The following is a 16,212-nucleotide window of genomic DNA, read 5'->3' as shown; positions in this document are numbered from 1 at the left end:
TTTAAAATGTCATTTCTGAAAATCACAGACCTCTACAAGTCCTATGGCGCGGTTCCGGTTCTCAAGGACATCAATCTCGAAATCGATGAAGGCGGGTTTCTGGTGCTGGTCGGGCCATCGGGTTGCGGCAAGTCCACGCTGCTTAATACGATTGCAGGGCTTGAGCCGATTACCTCCGGTGACATTGCCATCAATGGAAAATCGGTGGCGAGCCTCCATCCTTCGCAGCGCGACATCGCAATGGTGTTTCAGTCTTATGCGCTTTATCCCAATATGACCGTGGCGGGAAATATCGCCTTTGGCATGGAAATCCGCAAAGTGCCTAAAGCCGAGCGCGATAAGGCCATTCACGAAGTGGCCGATATGCTTCAGATCGGGCATCTTCTGGATCGCAAGCCGAGCCAGCTTTCAGGCGGGCAGCGCCAGCGCGTCGCCATGGGGCGGGCATTGGTGCGCAATCCGCAGGTGTTTTTGTTTGATGAGCCGCTTTCCAATCTCGATGCCAAGCTTCGTGTCGATATGCGCACCGAGATCAAGCGGCTGCATAGCCGCATGAAGACGACCATCGTCTATGTGACACATGACCAGATCGAGGCCATGACCCTTGCAAGCAAGATCGCGGTCCTCAAGGACGGCTTTCTGCAACAGTTCGGAACGCCGGCGCAGATTTATAATGACCCGTCCAATATGTTTGTTGCCGATTTCATGGGATCGCCTGCCATGAACCTGCTCAATGTGCGTGTCGAGAAGAACGCAGCCGATATGGCAATCCTTTTGGACCGCGGCGAGAGCGAACCGCTCAAACTCGTCTTGAAAAATGCTCCGGCGGGACTGGCGGATTATGCGGGTAAGGAGGTCGTTTTCGGCATCCGGCCTGAGGCGCTCACCGACCCGGATGGCGCCGACCGCAATGCAGGATCCGTTGTCGAGGGCGATTGCCTGATCGACGTGGTGGAGCCTGCCGGGTCGGATACGTTTGCGGTAACGCGCCTTGGCGGCAAGCACGTGGTTGCCCGCCTGCGCGCCGATGCGCGGATTGCAGCCGGTGAAGCAGCGCGGCTGGCATTCAATCTCGACAAGGCGGTGTTCTTCGATCCGCAAAGTCAGGGCCGTATCCGCTAAGTTCTCATTCTCTGATCCAATTGCAGGCCATTGTTTGGGATAGCAATGACCTGCGATTGGGATAATTCTAGCGCATAGATCAAACATGGAGATGGATCATGCGCTGGAATAGCGGACTTGCAGTCGTGGCGGCGATTATGAGTACCATGGGATTGGCTCATGCTGACGATATGGACCAGTTCGGGCAATTCAAACATCATCTTCTTGCCGGAACCCGTACGACAGCTCTTTTATATGCTGCAAAATGCGATCAATCTTCGGGAGACAAGCATAATTCGCCCGAAATCATCGGTGGTTTTGCCATCGATTCATTCATGAATATTCAGGCACCCAACGAAACTATCGTATTTTCCAACACGCATTTCACGGTGCATCCTGACAATGCGCCCGTCATCGAATTTGTCCGTTATGAGGTTTCCGCTGATCAGAAGGCCAAGATCAGCGTCAAGATGCTGTCACCGAATACCTACGAGCCGATTGGAGAACCCAGGAGTTTTGATTGCAAGCTGGGTGAGGGGCTGAAATTCGCCTATGGTGCCTCGCAATGATTTTGAATTCAAAAAGAAAAGGACGCTTCTGATACAACAGGAGCGTCCTTTTTCATGCTTGCCTGGAGGGCAAAATATAGTTTTGATGATAGTGGCCAATAGATAAATCAGGTTCGGCAGGTTTTCGCTGACACTGCTTTAATGCAGAATATCCAAGCCGAGAAGACCGATGGCCAGCGCCGTATTCAGCGAAATGATCATCATGCCATAGATGAGTGCTGTTCTTGTAATATCGCTCATTGTCCAACTCCCTGAACCACGATGCCCCTTTCATCTGGTTCCAAGATTTCAAACCGTAACGAAATGTAACAGCCTGTTACGCAGAGCGCAACCCGTTTTACACAAATGTGAACGGGTGTAATCTGGCGTGAGCTTCACCATTATGAGGTGAGGCTCATGAAACGCAGTTTAAACTGCTATCCACGGGTTCTAAAGCGTGTCGCGATCTTTCAGCTTCGCTCCTTACGCATGTCGTTATCCCGAAACCGGTTCCCACTTTCGGGCGACATGCTTTAGCTGGCGAAGTTCGATAGCCATCGATGCCATTCGTTTTCATTGCCATGGAAGACATTGAGGTCGATTTTTCCGTTGACGCCCTGCGACAGACCGGAGCCGGAATATTGCCAGAACACCCATTGGCGGCCGGGATAGACCTTGGAAGGGTGTTGGGCGACGGCGCGCAACCAGAAAGGATAATCGGTAAACGCGCCTTTGAGATTATCGGCATAAAAGTCGGGCGCGGTATAGATCACGGGACGCTTGCCGTAATGGCGTTCGAGCTTGTCCATGAAGACCTGCATCTTTTCCAGCACCTGTTTGCGCGATGGACGCCGCTTGCAGGATGAATCGCCGTTCCACTCCACATCAATGACGGGGGGCAGTGCGTCGGGATCTTTAGGTACATTGCGGATAAACCAGTCGGCCTGCTGGCTTGCAACGCGGCACCAATAGAAAAAGTGATAAGCGCCGCGCTTCAGACCAGCAGCCTTTGCGTCCCGCCAGTTCTTTCGGAACATCGGATCGAGATGATCGCCGCCATCGGTTGCTTTGATGTAGACAAAATTGGCTCCATGCTGGCGCAATGTAGCCCAATCGATTTCTCCCTGCCAGCGCGACACATCCACCCCGTGCACTGCATGTTTTTTGGGCGATTTATGGCCAAAATTAATTGGCTTGGCGTCGCGAAAACGCTGGCTGTAAACTTTCGAACGTTGCTGCGGTGCCAAACGAACAGCCGGATAAGCCGCCACTTCCGGTCGGGGCAGCGAAACCGGGACGGGCGCTGCTTGTTGGGGCTTGTATTCGGGCACAGGCGCTGGCGGCTGGTTCTGGAACGGCGCGGCATCGGGCACGGGTCCCGCCCAGGCGAGGATTTCCTGCTGCGGTGCAGCCGGTGCTATCTGTTCGGTAGCGGTAATTTCGGTCAAGGGAGCCGGCGGCACGGGCCGGGCAATCGAATTGGTGGTTTCCGCCGACGGTTGCAGCATGAGGCTGTCAATACCGGAGCTTGAGGTGCAGCCCACAAGAGCAGTGCAGCCAAGTGCAATTGCCGTCACAACCGAAAAACGCATGATACTCGCACACAAACCAGGCATAATTGGCGTTCTGAAGCGGAAGCCATCTGCCTTCGACCAACACTTGCAATGCCCTTGCGAGCAGACTGCAAATCATAGTCTATCGGATAAAACTGAATCCAAAGTTTACGAAACTCTTAAGAAAGCCGGGCGGGAATTCACTCGATGGTGCGAAATCTTCAGGCGTGTTTGGCAGGAACCGCGCGTGTCGCCGCAAAAGGTTCCTGCATTAACGGTCGCGGTTTGACGCTTTCCGCCTTGACCATGATTTGAGCGATACGGTTGGGGTTAAGAATGCCGCATTCATAAATCTGGATGATGGCACGCGCCATGTCGTCCTTATGCGCTGACGTTACAGGACAGCGCCCAAGCTCCATGCAGGCACTGTGATAAGCCGCCTGTAGCATTTCAAGCTCGGTAGTGTTGAATCGCTTAAAATAATAGTCTCTCGAAAACGGCATATATTTCACACTATGGCTGCACGGGCTATTTAGAGTCTGCTTATGGTTTCATGCAATGCATGAGGCATCAATTAGCACTTTAGCATAGAAAGATTGATAATTTATGGCTGTTCCAGAGCTCGCTTCGATCCGATTGGATCAGATCGGTGCTCTAATTGAGGGGACAATTCAGGGCGCGTCACAATTTCTGCAATTCTTTCCGGCGCATGCTGACCAGACTGGAATGCCCGGATAATCGTGCGGGCGAGTTTGTCGCTATCCTCGTCGGTCGTCGGGCGGCGATCGAGCAACAGGCAACAACGATCATATGCAGCCTGTAATATCTGCAGATCGTCAGGCTTGAAAACTCCCTGATACCGGCTTTCCCGAAATGGCATCCTGCCCTCCTTCGATGATTGAAGCGCGAGTTCGACATGAAAGCAATAGGGTTTTTGTCCTTCTGTAAAGTCGCCGCGACATGCAAGCTTCACAAGCTTTGCACGAGGCCGTATAAGCCCATTTGCAGGCAGTTTAAAAGGAGAAGCCGTGAAAATTGCAGTCGTCACCGTGTCCGACCGCGCCGCGCGCGGCGAATATGAGGATCTGAGCGGCCCCGCAATCGAAACCTGGCTGAGAAATGCGCTGATCACGCCATATGATGTGATCCGCCGGGTCATTCCGGATGGCATGGCATCGGTGCGCGATACGTTGATTGAGCTATGCGATGATCTGGCCTGTGACCTTGTGCTGACTACAGGCGGCACCGGCCCTGCGCCGCGTGACGAAACGCCGGAAGCCATGCAGGCGGTCTTGCATAAGGAACTGGCTGGTTTTGGCGAATTGATGCGCCGAAAGAGCCTTGAGCAAACCCCGACGGCTATTCTTTCGCGCCAGACCGCAGGCATACGCGGCAAGAGCCTCATTCTCAACCTGCCGGGTAAGCCTGCATCTATTGAAATGACGTTGCAGGCGGTTTTTCCGGCAATACCCTATTGCCTTGATCTGATTGGTGCGGGCCGCATCGAGACAGACCCTTCAGTCGTGAAGGCGCACAGGCCGGGCTGAAATTTAAAGGCCGGATACGAATTCATCGCATCCGGCCTTATTCATGTAAATTCGGTCAAGGCGAATTATATCAGAAGAACGCCTTGAAACGCTCAGAATCTTCAATGAACGTCTTTTCGCCAAAGGGCTGTTCATTCGAGCCGAATGGCATCTGCGCGCGCAGTTTCCACGAGGCGGGAATCTCCCATTCCCTGGCTGCTTCTTCGTCGATCAGGGGATTGTAATGCTGGAGGCTCGCGCCGATGCCAGCGTGGGAGAATGCCAGCCAGACCGCGAACTGAGCCATGCCGCCGGACTGTTCAGACCAGATGGGGAAATTATCGGCATAAAGCGCAAAGTTTTCCTGCAAGTTTTTGACGACGTCCTGATCTTCAAAGAACAGAACCGTTCCGGCACCTGCTGCAAAACTGTCGATCTTGGCTTCGGTGCTGGCGAAAGATTCAGCCGGAACGATCTTGCGCAGTTCTTCCTTGGCGATATTCCAAAGCTTTTCATGCTGGGCACCAAACAGGACAACAGCGCGCGAACTTTGTGAATTAAACGACGTAGGCGAATGCTTGATCGCATCGCTAACGAGCTTGGCTACCTCTTCATGGGAAAGGGAGATGTTCTTGCCGAGAGCATACTGGGTGCGACGCTGCTTGAGAGAATTGATAAAGCTGTTGCTCATTTTATATCCTGTTCCTGCGGTCATGATGCCCTTCCGGGAGTGAAGGGCGTTTGAAAGCCTGACCTTAGATATTGTAATTGCAGTGTTTAAACCAACCCGGTTTTATGAAACACACTGTCAACATATTGTGAGGGCCGGGGGTGACGGGAGCGGGGGGCAACTTGGGAGTGTCGACCATCCCCGTTTCGCATTCAGGCGCAAAGACTGGCCAAAGGCGTCGGCTGAATTGGCGACGCATGTCATGCTTTTGAAAAATATACGCGGCAATATGTCCGTAATTTAATGCTTGCATGCGTCGGCATGATTAGCGGGCAGGATTTCTTGTTGTCATGAAACTGAAATGATTCAAATTCTCGCGATAAGCTATTGAAAGCTATTGCCATAATATTCCTAAGCCGGTCATAATAAGGCCAACGGAATATATGATTCCTCTCAACACCCTACCGGAGCGTTCTGTTGCTGTTTTGATAAGCGGTGCCTGCTTCGGGTCAACCTTGATTGCGGAATGGAGGCCTGTGGCGCATGACGACGGACGGCAGAATGCTTTTTTTGCTTGTCCTTCTTCCCTTTCTGGGTAGCGCAGTAACAGGGCTTTTCAAGGGAGTGGATCGCACCGGCTCCGCCTGGTTTACCGCAGCCATTGCGCTCGTTGCCTTCGTGATTACCGCCAGTCTCTATCCTGTGGTTTCGGATGGTCATGTGCTGCGCGGCACGATCGAATGGGTGCCTGCCTATGGCCTTAATGTCACCCTGCGCATGGATGGCTTTTCCTGGCTTTTCGCCATGCTCATTACGGGTATTGGCCTGTTGGTCGTCGTCTATGCGCGCTATTACATGTCGCCGGAAGACCCGGTTCCGCGCTTCTTTTCCTTTCTGCAGGCTTTCATGGGCGCAATGCTGGGTATTGTCCTTTCGGGCAATATAATTCTGCTCGCCGTCTTTTGGGAGCTGACCAGCATCTTTTCGTTCCTGCTGATCGGTTACTGGTATCAGAACGCCAGCGCCCGTGATGGGGCGCGCATGGCGCTGACAGTTACCGGAATTGGCGGCTTCTGTCTTCTCGCCGGTGTCGTGTTGCTGGGCCATATCGTGGGCAGCTACGATCTTGATGAGGTGCTCTCTTCAGGCAATCTCATTCGCGCGCACCCGCTTTACACTGTCGCGTTCATTCTGATCCTGATGGCCGCCTTTACGAAAAGTGCGCAGTTTCCGTTCCATTTCTGGCTGCCCAATGCCATGGCGGCGCCAACGCCTGTTTCCGCCTATCTGCATTCGGCAACCATGGTCAAGGCCGGGGTGTTCCTGCTTGCCCGCCTCTGGCCCGTATTTGCGGGTACGGAAGAATGGTTCTGGATTTTGGGGATCGGCGGACTGACGACGCTGCTGATCGCAAGCTTTTTTGCCGTGTTCCAGCAAGACCTGAAAGGGCTTCTGGCCTATTCGACGATCAGCAATCTCGGCCTGATAACGGCACTTTTGAGTCTGGGAAGCCCGCTTGCGACCGTCGCGGCGATCTTCCATATGGTCAATCACGCCATATTCAAGGCGTCTCTCTTCATGGCAGCTGGCATTATCGACCATGAAACCGGCACACGCGACATGCGCAAGCTGAGTGGCCTGCTGCGTGCAATGCCCTATACGGCGACGCTCGCAATGGTCGCGAGTGCGTCCATGGCGGGCGTTCCGCTTCTCAACGGCTTCCTTTCGAAAGAGATGTTCTTTGCCGAAGCCGTTGAAACGCATATGGCTTCCTGGCTCGATACGATCACGCCCTATGTCGCGACGATAGCAAGCGCGTTCACGGTCGCCTATTCCATACGTTTTATCTATTCGACCTTCTTCGGTCCGCCGCCGGTTGATCTGCCAAAGGAGCCGCACGAGCCGCCCGCATGGATGCGGCGACCGATCGAGCTTCTTGTGTTGTTATGCCTTTTGATCGGGGTCATTCCGGGTATCATTATTGGCCCGTTCCTGCATTCGGCGGTCATGTCGGTGCTGGGCGATGCGACGCCTCAATATAGCCTTGCGGTCTGGCACGGTTTCAATCTGCCGCTCATGATGAGCTTCGTCGCCATGATTGGCGGTATTTTGCTGCACTGGATGCTGAAAAAATACCTTGCAACCAGTGAGGATGGCCCTCCGCTGCTGCGTCATCTTCAGGGACAGCGCATCTTCGAACGCGTGCTCGTCACCCTGTCGTGGAACTGGGCGCGCAAGGCCGAAAGCTTCCTGAGCACCCGCAGACTTCAGCCGCAGCTGCGCATCGTGGTGGGGGTCGCGATCGTCGCCGCGGCATGGCCGATTCTGGCGACCGGTATTCAGGCTGGCGGCGTTCCGGTGCAGCCTGTCGATCCGGTCTTTGCAGCCTTGTGGGTGCTGGGCGGAGCTTGCGCGATCGGCGCGGCTTATCAGGCAAAATTCCACCGTCTGGCGGCACTTATCCTGCTTGGCGGCGCGGGTCTCGTTACCTGCCTCACCTTTGTCTGGCTGTCCGCGCCCGATCTTGCCGTGACGCAATTGCTGGTGGAGATCGTAACGACGGTCCTGTTGCTGCTGGGCCTGCGCTGGCTGCCCAAGCGCTGGCAGGATCCCGATCCCGCGCCTATCAAGATCGGCCCGAGAATTCGCCGCTATCGCGACTTCATGCTGGCGATCATCAGCGGCGTCGGTGTGTTTATCATCGCATATGCCACGATGACGCGTTCCTTGTCCGATAGTATCGGCGACTTTTTCCTCCAGAACGCCTATTCGGGCGGCGGGGGCAAAAATGTCGTGAACGTTATTCTGGTGGATTTCCGTGCCTTCGATACTTTCGGGGAAATCACGGTGCTGGGCATCGTCGCCCTTACGATTTTTGCCCTGCTGCGGCGCTTCCGTCCTGCTCCGGACAGCACCGGTTCCACCGAGCAGCAGAAAATTCAGGATGCTTATGACGAGGCCATGCCCGACCGCAGCACGGGCGAAACATTGATGGACTATCTCGCTGTACCTTCGGTCATCATGAAATGGCTGTTTCCGGTTATTATCGTCATGGCGGTATATCTTTTCCTGCGCGGCCATGATCTGCCGGGCGGCGGCTTTGCCGCAGGCATCACATTGGCAATCGCCTTCTTGCTGCAATATCTTGCATCGGGAACCCGCTGGGTGGAGGACAGGCTGCGTATCCTGCCCGTGCGCTGGATCGCAATGGGGCTTCTCACCGCTGCGGCGACAGGTGCGGGAGCCTGGCTGTTCGGCTATCCATTCCTTACGTCCTACTTCCAGTATATCGACATACCGCATATTGGAAAAATGCCCGCGGCCAGCGCCCTTCTTTTCGATCTTGGCGTTTTCACGCTTGTCGTGGGCGCGACGGTGCTGATCCTCATCGCCCTTGCGCACCAGTCGATCCGCAAGCACCGCGTTGAGAAAATTGCAGCCGCGAAGGAGGAGAACTGATGGAACTGGTTCTCTCGATCGCAATCGGCGTTCTGATGGCTTCCGGTGTATGGCTGATCTTGCGCCCGCGAACCTTTCAGGTCGCCATCGGCTTGTCGCTCATGTCCTATGCGGTCAATCTGTTCATTTTCTCCATGGGCAGATTGCGCGTGAACGCGCCGCCAGTGCTTGACTCCGGCCTGAGTGTCCAGCCGGATCAATATGCCGATCCGGTTCCGCAGGCGCTGGTATTGACGGCTATCGTTATCGGCTTTGCCACGACGGCACTTTTTCTGGTCGTTCTGCTTGCTTCGCGCGGCTTGACCCGCACCGACCATGTCGACGGCAAGGAGAGTTGATGATGGATTGGAAATCGCATCTCATTCTCATGCCTATTCTCCTGCCGCTTGTAACGGCAGCCGTGCTGCTCATGTTCGATGAGCGCAAGCGCAAGCTGAAAATGACCATCAACTCCGCGTCGATCCTCGTCTTGATCGGAATCTGTGTTGCGCTGCTTCAAGAGGCGCAGGCAATTGCCCCGCGCGCCGATGTCTATCTGATCGGCAACTGGCCAGCGCCATTCGGCATCGTGCTCGTGCTCGATCAATTATCCGCGCTCATGATCGTCCTGAGCAGCCTGCTCGGAATGGCCGCCCTGAGTTTTGCATTGGCGCACTGGCACAAGGCAAGTCCGCATTTTCATACGATTTTCCAGCTCCTGCTCATGGGGCTGAATGGCGCATTTCTGACCGGCGACCTGTTCAATCTGTTTGTTTTCTTCGAGGTCCTGCTGGTCGCATCCTATGGTCTGGCGCTGCATGGGTCCGGTCCGGCGCGCGTCAAGGCAGGGCTGCATTATATTGCGATCAACCTTGTGTCCTCGTCCCTGTTTCTGATTGGCGTGAGCCTGATCTACGGCGTGACCGGCACGCTCAACATGGCCGATCTTGCACAACGTATTTCGCAGGTGGCGGCTGATGACCGCATGCTGCTGGAAGCAGGAGCCGCCATTCTTGGCCTGGCCTTTCTTATCAAGGCAGGCATGTGGCCGCTCAATTTCTGGCTTGCTCCGACCTACACCGCTGCGGCAGCACCTGTAGCGGCTATTTTTGTCGTTATGAGTAAAGTCGGCGTCTACGTATTGCTGCGCCTGTCGCCGCTGCTCTTCGGTCTTGGTGCCGGCCCTTCCTATGGCTTTGGCAACGACTGGCTTTATTATGGCGGTATGGTAACGCTCGCATTCGGGCTGATCGGCGTGGTCGCTTCGCAGGCGATGGGGCGCCTTGCCAGCTACAGCATTCTGGTTTCTTCCGGCACGCTGCTTGCTGCCATCGGCAGCGGCAATACCGCGATGACGGGGGCTGCACTTTATTATATGATCAGTTCAACGCTGACGATTGCCGCCTTCTTTTTGCTGATCGAGCTTATAGAACGCGGTCAGGATGCGGCTGCGAACGTTCTCGCCGTCACCATGGAAGCCTATGGCGACGATGAGGAAGAAGAGGAAGAGGAGGAAGTAGGCGCCGTTCTGCCCGCCACGCTTGCCATCCTTGGCACTTTCTTCGCCATCTGCGCCATATTGCTGATCGGCCTGCCGCCTTTTTCGGGCTTCATCGCAAAATTCCTGCTTCTGGCCGCAGTGTTCAATGGCGAAGGCAGCACGCCGCAACTGGCCATGCCGGTCAGCCCGGCAAGCTGGGTGCTCATAACGCTCATCCTGCTTTCGGGTCTTTCGGCGCTGATTGCAATGACCCGGACGGGCATACGCACGTTCTGGGCGTCGCTGGAAGGCAATGTGCCGCGCGTTCTTGTGCGAGAGGCGGTGCCGATTGCCGGCTTGCTGGCGCTGTGCCTGGCATTGACCGTCGCGGCAGGCCCGGCCATGCAATATATGGATGCAACGGCGCGTGCCCTGCATAGTCCGGATGATTATATCGACAGTGTACTGTCCGCGCCGCGCGCGGGCGGGGAGGAGGTGGAAGCACAATGAAAAAGATCCTGCCTTACCCGCTGCTGTTTGTTTCGCTGGTCTTATTCTGGCTGCTGCTCAACGGCTTTACGCGGGCGCAGTTCTTGCTCGGCATACCCATTGCATTGCTTGCCTGCCATGTCATGACCGCGCTGGAGCCTAAAAAGAACCATGTGCGCTCTGTTTCCACCGCGCTGTCCCTGCTGGGCGCGGTCAGTATCGACATTCTGCATTCCAACATCGCCGTAACAAAGCTTATTTTGTCCCGGCAGCATGAGCGTCATCCCGGCTTCGTCATCATTCCGCTCGATCTGGAAAACCGCTTCGGGCTGGCAGTCCTGGCTTGCATCATCACGGCTACGCCGGGAACGGCCTGGGTCGACTATCATGTGACGCGCAAGACGCTTACAATCCATGTGCTTGATCTCGAAGATGCGAAAGCCTGGCGCGATACGATCAAGCAAAGATATGAACAGCCTTTGATCCGCATTTTTGGTGCGAAAGATCCTGTCGCAGAGGAAAATCCGGCTTAAATGGAGAAATCGGCATGAGTGCAGTCATCATCTTCTGGTCTCTGCTTGCCGCCCAGCTGATGCTCGTGGCAGCAATGGGCTGTACAGTTTACCGGCTGCTGGTCGGTCCGCGGGCACAGGACCGGGTTCTGGCAACCGATGCGCTTTATCTGAACTCGATGCTGCTTCTGCTGACTTTCGGGATGCGCACCGGAACCATCATCTATTTCGAAGCGGCGCTGATCATTGCGCTGCTGAGTTTCGTCGGAACCGTGGCCTTGGCCAAATTCCTGATGCGTGGCGAGGTGATCGAATGACCCCAACCGCTGAACTGCCAGTCTGGGCGGCAATTCTCGTTTCGTTTTTTCTCCTTGCCGGTGCGGCCCTGACATTGATCGGGTGTATCGGGCTTGTGCGCTTCAAAAGCTTTTATGAACGCTTGCACGCGCCCACGCTCGGCTCGACTTTCGGCGCAGGCGGCATTCTGATCGCATCGATCATCTTTTTCTCGATCCTGCAATCCAGGCCGATTTTCCATGAAGTGCTGATTACCGTCTTTGTGGTTGTTACCACGCCGGTTACACTCATGCTGTTGAGCCGCGCGGTGATCCACCGCGACCAGACAGATGACAGTAAGGAGCTTCCATCGTCTTCCGAATTAAAGTGAAGGTCGACCGCATGGGAGGAATGCGAAGACCTGCGGCTAATTGACCAGATGCACATGGCTCTTGGGCGTGCAGATTGAAGCAGCCGAGAAAATGGTCTATCTGATTTTCAGTAATTTCTGAAAATTCAGAATTTACGGGAGAGGGAACTTGGAATTATCACCGATCGTTCAGTCGTTTGTGCTTCATTTTGGAGAGATGGGCAGCCGTTGGGGCATCAATCGCACTGTAGGGCAGATATACGCTTTGCTTTATCTTGCAACAGAACCGCTCTGTGCCGATGAGATCGTTGAGGCGCTTGGGGTCTCGCGTTCAAATGTCTCGATGGGTATTCGCGAGTTGCAGGGATGGAATCTTGTTATTCTCAAGCACATACCCGGCGATCGTCGGGATTTTTATACGACGCCCGAAGATGTGTGGCAGATTCTGCGCACGCTTGCGGAGGAGCGCAAGAAGCGTGAGATCGACCCCACGCTGAGCGTGCTGCGCGAAGTGCTGATGGAGCAGCCGCAGGACGACAAGGACCGCTATGCGCAGGACCGCATGAAAGACATGTATGCCCTGATCGAGCGGCTGACCAATTGGTATGACGACGTCAAGAAACTCGACACGGACAGACTGACGAGCCTTCTGGCGCTTGGCGCCAAAGTCACCCGTTTCCTTGAGACCACGGATAAGATCGTGGCCTTGGGACGCGGTCGGACATCGGCCAAAAAGGAGCCTAAGCAAGAGTGACATCCGTTACCCCCCAGGCGGAACCGGCAAGCGGACCGGTAGGCGGACCGGCAGGCAAAGCAGGCAAAAAACGTCGTGCGCGCGGCAGGGCAATTCCGCCTGAGCTAAAAAGGGGGGCGAGAATACAGGCCGCGGCCGCGGTTTTATGGCTGCCGCAGGCGGCCCTTCTGGCCTATGGCGTGGGGCTGCTTGCCGATACCGGCTTTGACGCAACGCTGTATTATCTTGCAGCGGGCCTGTTTCTCATCGGCTGTCTTCGCAGCCTTCTGGATGAACGCGGCGCGGCAATGGCCTATGATGCGGCGAGGGCGGAACTTACCCGAATGCGGGAAAAAGCCGTTTTCGCTCTTTCCCGGCGTTCGCCGCTCGACCGATCCCGCCCGGCCTCTGGCGAAGCCGCCAGCATGCTTGCCGAACAGGCGGAAATGATTGTTCCTTATCTGTCGCGTTTTGCGCCGGTCCGTTTCCGCGTCATGCTGTTGCCGCTTGTCATTCTCGCGGTCGTTTTATGGTTTTCATGGGTATCGGCGCTGATTTTGTTCATCGCGGCACCCCTCATTCCAATTTTCATGGCGCTGATCGGCTGGCGGGCGCAGGCGGCAAGTGAAAAACAGCTTGTGGCGCTTGGCGATATGAACGGATTCCTGCTCGACCGTCTGCGCGGTCTTGCGACGATCCGCAGTTTTCATGCTGTCGACATGACGGCATTGCGGCTGCGCGCCAATGCCGAAACATTGCGCGCAAAGACCATGAATGTGCTGCGCATTGCCTTTCTGTCATCGGCGGTTCTGGAGCTGTTTTCGGCGCTCGGCGTTGCGATGGTCGCGGTCTATATCGGGTTCCATCTTCTCGGTCCGCTGAATTTCGGCGCCTGGGGAGACAAGCTCACCCTTGCCGAAGGATTGTTCATCCTGTTGTTGTCGCCCGCCTTCTTCGAACCTTTGCGCGATCTGTCCGCAGTCTGGCATGACAAGGCGTCGGGCGAGGCGGCAATTGATGCGCTGGAAGAACTTTCGCGCCATGATATGTCCATCATAGATGGCGGATCGGCTGAAAACGGCGGCGGGCATCAGGCCCCATCCATCGTGCTGCGCGACGTCGATTTCGCCTATGCCGGCGGCGCAAATATTCTCACCCGGTTCGATCTCGATATAGAAGCGGGCGAGCATGTCGCGGTGCTTGCACCAAGCGGCTATGGTAAATCGACCCTGTTGGCGCTGATCGCCGGTTTGGCCGCTCCGCAAAAGGGCAAAATCGAAATCGGCGGCGTAAGCTTGGAGGACGAGACTGCCGCAGCCTTACGGAAAAGAATGCGCTGGGTGGGCCAGAAGCCGCATATTTTTGCGGGCAGTGCCCGTCATAATATCACGCTGGGCCGCCCGGTCGATGCTGAGCAAACCAGATCCATCGTCGGGCAAGTCGAATTGAGCCATGTTATAGGCGTTACCGGTAATGGGCTGATCGGCGAAAACGGGGCCGGGCTTTCGGGCGGCGAAGCGCTTCGCCTTGCATTGGCTCGTATCGCGGTTGACGATCAGGCCGATATTATTCTTGCCGATGAGCCGACCGCCCATCTCGATCATGAGACTGCAAGGCGCATTGCCGATAGCCTGCTTGACCTTGCCAAAGGCAAAACCCTGATTATTTCCACTCATGACGAGATGCTTGCACGCAGGCTGGATCGTATCGTCCGGCTTGATGATATGAGAGGAAATGAGCCATACTGGCCGAAGAGGGCAGCGGAATGAACGCGCTTCGATTACTTCGTCCCATCCTGCACCTCTTTTTTCGTACCAGAGGCTTGGCCTTATATGCCGGCATTCTAGTTGCTACCGCAACGGTACTTGCCGGTATCGCGCTGCTGGGGCTTTCGGGCTGGTTTATCACTGCAACTGCTATTGCAGGGCTGAGCGTCGCCACAGCCATTGTGTTTGATGTGTTTGCCCCGGCTGCTGGCATTCGGCTTCTGGCAATCATTCGTACGGGCGCGCGCTATCTGGAACGTCTGGTTACGCATGATGCCACACTCTCCATTCTTGCGGCCTTGCGCGAAAAACTGTTTCGCAGCTGGGCAAGGCCTGCAAGCGCTAAGGCCCTGCTCAAGCGTCCCGCACAGCTTCTCTTCCGGTTGACTGCTGATATTGATGCGCTCGATTCCCTTTATCTTCGTGTCATCGTTCCGGCAGGCGCGGCTTTTGCGACAGCGCTGATTGCCGGGCTGGCGCTCGGCCTCATGACGCCGGTTTTCGGGCTTCTTGTCGGGCTGGCATTTCTGGCGGCGGGCATCGGCCTGCCGTTCATGGCGGCAAGGCAATCGCAAAAACCTATGCGCCGGCGGGCAAAAGGGACCGAAGCGCTGCGTGCGCGGACCATTGATCTGGTAGCTGGTCAAACCGAACTGCTCATGGCCGGGCGAATAGACGCGCAAAATGCTGCCATCACGCGCGCCGATAGCTATATCGCCTCGGCGGATCGGCTGTTGAACCGCATTGAAATCCGGACCGGAACGGCTTTTGGCATCTTGCATGCGGGACTGCTTTCCTGCGGGCTTGTCGGCGTGGGGCTGCTTGTGCAGGCTGGCCAGATAAACGCCCCGGTGGCGGCTTTGGGTATACTCATCATTCTGGGTGCGATGGAGCCGTTTCTTGCCCTTCGGCGCGGCGCGATGGAGCTTGGCCGCACCATTCTTGCCGCCCGACGCCTCGCTCCGCAGCTAAAAGAATCCGATATATTCGAAACTCTGCCTTTGCCGGGTTCCGGCATCGCGGCAAGCCTGAAACAGCTCGTCGCCCGTCATGATGGCACGCGCGATGCAGCGCTTAAAGGAATCGATCTGGAAATCGCGCAAGGCGAGCGGGTCGCCATTATCGGCGCCAGCGGAGCGGGGAAATCCACGATTTTCAATGTTTTGGCCGGAGAAATCGGAGCGGAAAGCGGGAGCGTGCGCACAGTGCCGGCAAGGCTTCTGACCCAGCGAACCGAGCTTTTTCAGGACAGTCTTCGCAGCAATTTGCAACTGGCCAACCCCCAGGCAAGTGACGAAGACCTCCTGCTGGCCTTGCAGGCGGCTGGCCTTGGCGAATTTATAGAAGCCCAGCCAGCGGGGCTGGACACGATGTTAGGCGAGGGCGGTCTGGGACTTTCCGGCGGACAGGCAAGGCGCCTTGCGCTGGCGCGGCTTTTTCTGACCGATGCGCTGCTGTGGCTGCTTGACGAGCCGACCGAAGGTCTGGATCGGGCCACCGCGCAAGACGTGCTTTTGCGGCTTGCCCAGCGGGCCGAGGGACATACTTTATTAATTGCAACCCATATCGAGCGTGAAGCATCCATATGCGACCGCATTATTGTTTTGAAACAGGGCAAACTCATAGAATCCGCGGCCAAAAGCGAAGCTCGCTTTGGCCAGCTTATTGCCGCCCTGAGATGAATGAGTGCAAAGGGCTGCGCAACCGCGCAGTCCGCAAGATCAGGAGGCCGTCTGTAGCGGTTTAAAAA

The 16,212-nt window shown here is 55.9% G+C and carries 16 protein-coding genes; 12 read left to right on the top strand and 4 right to left on the bottom strand.

All coding sequences use genetic code 11. The annotated features are described in order from the left end of the window. Positions 1-6: 6 nt before the first annotated feature. Together DKP76_RS06360 and DKP76_RS06355 are read left to right on the top strand one after the other, a co-directional pair. Positions 7-1,122, top strand: coding sequence for an ABC transporter ATP-binding protein (locus DKP76_RS06360; protein WP_109705597.1), 1,116 nt, complete (start codon positions 7-9; stop codon positions 1,120-1,122). 98 nt (positions 1,123-1,220) lie between these two features. Continuing rightward, positions 1,221-1,670, top strand: coding sequence for a VirK family protein (locus DKP76_RS06355; RefSeq protein WP_109705596.1), 450 nt, complete (start codon positions 1,221-1,223; stop codon positions 1,668-1,670). A 512-nt stretch (positions 1,671-2,182) separates the two neighbouring features. Here the strand turns inward: DKP76_RS06355 and DKP76_RS06350 are convergent. From DKP76_RS06350 to DKP76_RS06340, 3 genes are all read right to left on the bottom strand, one after another. Next, entirely contained in the window at positions 2,183-3,241 is a 1,059-nt protein-coding gene (locus DKP76_RS06350) for a glycoside hydrolase family 25 protein (RefSeq protein WP_109705595.1), read from the bottom strand. 182 nt (positions 3,242-3,423) lie between these two features. Then, positions 3,424-3,705: a hypothetical protein gene (locus tag DKP76_RS06345; RefSeq protein WP_109705594.1), complete on the bottom strand. Its 282-nt coding sequence runs from the start codon at positions 3,703-3,705 to the stop codon at positions 3,424-3,426. A 101-nt stretch (positions 3,706-3,806) separates the two neighbouring features. Further along, entirely contained in the window at positions 3,807-4,082 is a 276-nt protein-coding gene (locus tag DKP76_RS06340) for a hypothetical protein (protein ID WP_109705593.1), read from the bottom strand. A 148-nt stretch (positions 4,083-4,230) separates the two neighbouring features. On the opposite strand from DKP76_RS06340, the gene mog reads away from it, so the two are divergent. Beyond that, positions 4,231-4,749: a molybdopterin adenylyltransferase gene (gene mog, locus DKP76_RS06335; RefSeq protein ID WP_109705592.1), complete on the top strand. Its 519-nt coding sequence runs from the start codon at positions 4,231-4,233 to the stop codon at positions 4,747-4,749. Between the two features lie 70 nt (positions 4,750-4,819). Here the strand turns inward: mog and DKP76_RS06330 are convergent, their stop codons facing one another. Next, positions 4,820-5,419, bottom strand: a complete 600-nt coding sequence (locus DKP76_RS06330; protein WP_109705591.1) for a nitroreductase family protein — start codon at positions 5,417-5,419, stop codon at positions 4,820-4,822. A gap of 522 nt (positions 5,420-5,941) precedes the next feature. Between DKP76_RS06330 and DKP76_RS06325 the strand changes: the two genes are divergently transcribed. From DKP76_RS06325 to cydC, 9 genes are all read left to right on the top strand, one after another. Further along, positions 5,942-8,857, top strand: coding sequence for a monovalent cation/H+ antiporter subunit A (locus DKP76_RS06325; RefSeq protein ID WP_109705590.1), 2,916 nt, complete (start codon positions 5,942-5,944; stop codon positions 8,855-8,857). After that, the gene (locus DKP76_RS06320) at positions 8,857-9,195 is read left to right on the top strand and encodes a Na+/H+ antiporter subunit C (RefSeq protein WP_109705589.1); all 339 of its coding nucleotides are present in this window, start codon (positions 8,857-8,859) and stop codon (positions 9,193-9,195) included. Before DKP76_RS06325 ends, DKP76_RS06320 begins: the two co-directional genes overlap by 1 nt. A 2-nt stretch (positions 9,196-9,197) precedes the next feature. Further along, a complete protein-coding gene (locus DKP76_RS06315) occupies positions 9,198-10,826 on the top strand; it encodes a monovalent cation/H+ antiporter subunit D (RefSeq protein WP_109705869.1) in 1,629 nt (542 codons plus the stop codon). Continuing rightward, entirely contained in the window at positions 10,823-11,338 is a 516-nt protein-coding gene (locus tag DKP76_RS06310) for a Na+/H+ antiporter subunit E (protein WP_109705588.1), read from the top strand. The genes DKP76_RS06315 and DKP76_RS06310 overlap by 4 nt, the downstream gene beginning before the upstream one ends. Positions 11,339-11,352: 14 nt before the next feature. Then, positions 11,353-11,634 carry a K+/H+ antiporter subunit F gene (locus DKP76_RS06305; RefSeq protein WP_109705587.1) on the top strand — a complete coding sequence of 94 codons (282 nt, stop codon included), beginning with the start codon at positions 11,353-11,355 and terminating at the stop codon, positions 11,632-11,634. Beyond that, positions 11,631-11,984, top strand: a complete 354-nt coding sequence (mnhG, locus tag DKP76_RS06300; RefSeq protein WP_109705586.1) for a monovalent cation/H(+) antiporter subunit G — start codon at positions 11,631-11,633, stop codon at positions 11,982-11,984. Before DKP76_RS06305 ends, mnhG begins: the two co-directional genes overlap by 4 nt. Before the next feature lie 148 nt (positions 11,985-12,132). Next, complete coding sequence (locus DKP76_RS06295; RefSeq protein WP_199224760.1) at positions 12,133-12,717, top strand: GbsR/MarR family transcriptional regulator; 585 nt, start codon at positions 12,133-12,135, stop codon at positions 12,715-12,717. After that, positions 12,714-14,465 (top strand): thiol reductant ABC exporter subunit CydD, encoded by a 1,752-nt coding sequence (gene cydD / locus DKP76_RS06290; RefSeq protein ID WP_109705584.1) that lies wholly within the window; start codon positions 12,714-12,716, stop codon positions 14,463-14,465. Before DKP76_RS06295 ends, cydD begins: the two co-directional genes overlap by 4 nt. Next, positions 14,462-16,144, top strand: coding sequence for a thiol reductant ABC exporter subunit CydC (gene cydC / locus DKP76_RS06285; protein WP_109705583.1), 1,683 nt, complete (start codon positions 14,462-14,464; stop codon positions 16,142-16,144). The genes cydD and cydC overlap by 4 nt, the downstream gene beginning before the upstream one ends. The last annotated feature ends 68 nt before the right edge of the window (positions 16,145-16,212 follow it).

This window comes from Falsochrobactrum shanghaiense, from assembly GCF_003149535.1.
In the GTDB taxonomy this organism is placed as follows: domain Bacteria; phylum Pseudomonadota; class Alphaproteobacteria; order Rhizobiales; family Rhizobiaceae; genus Brucella; species Brucella shanghaiense.
This window is presented reverse-complemented; position numbering and strand designations above follow the sequence as displayed.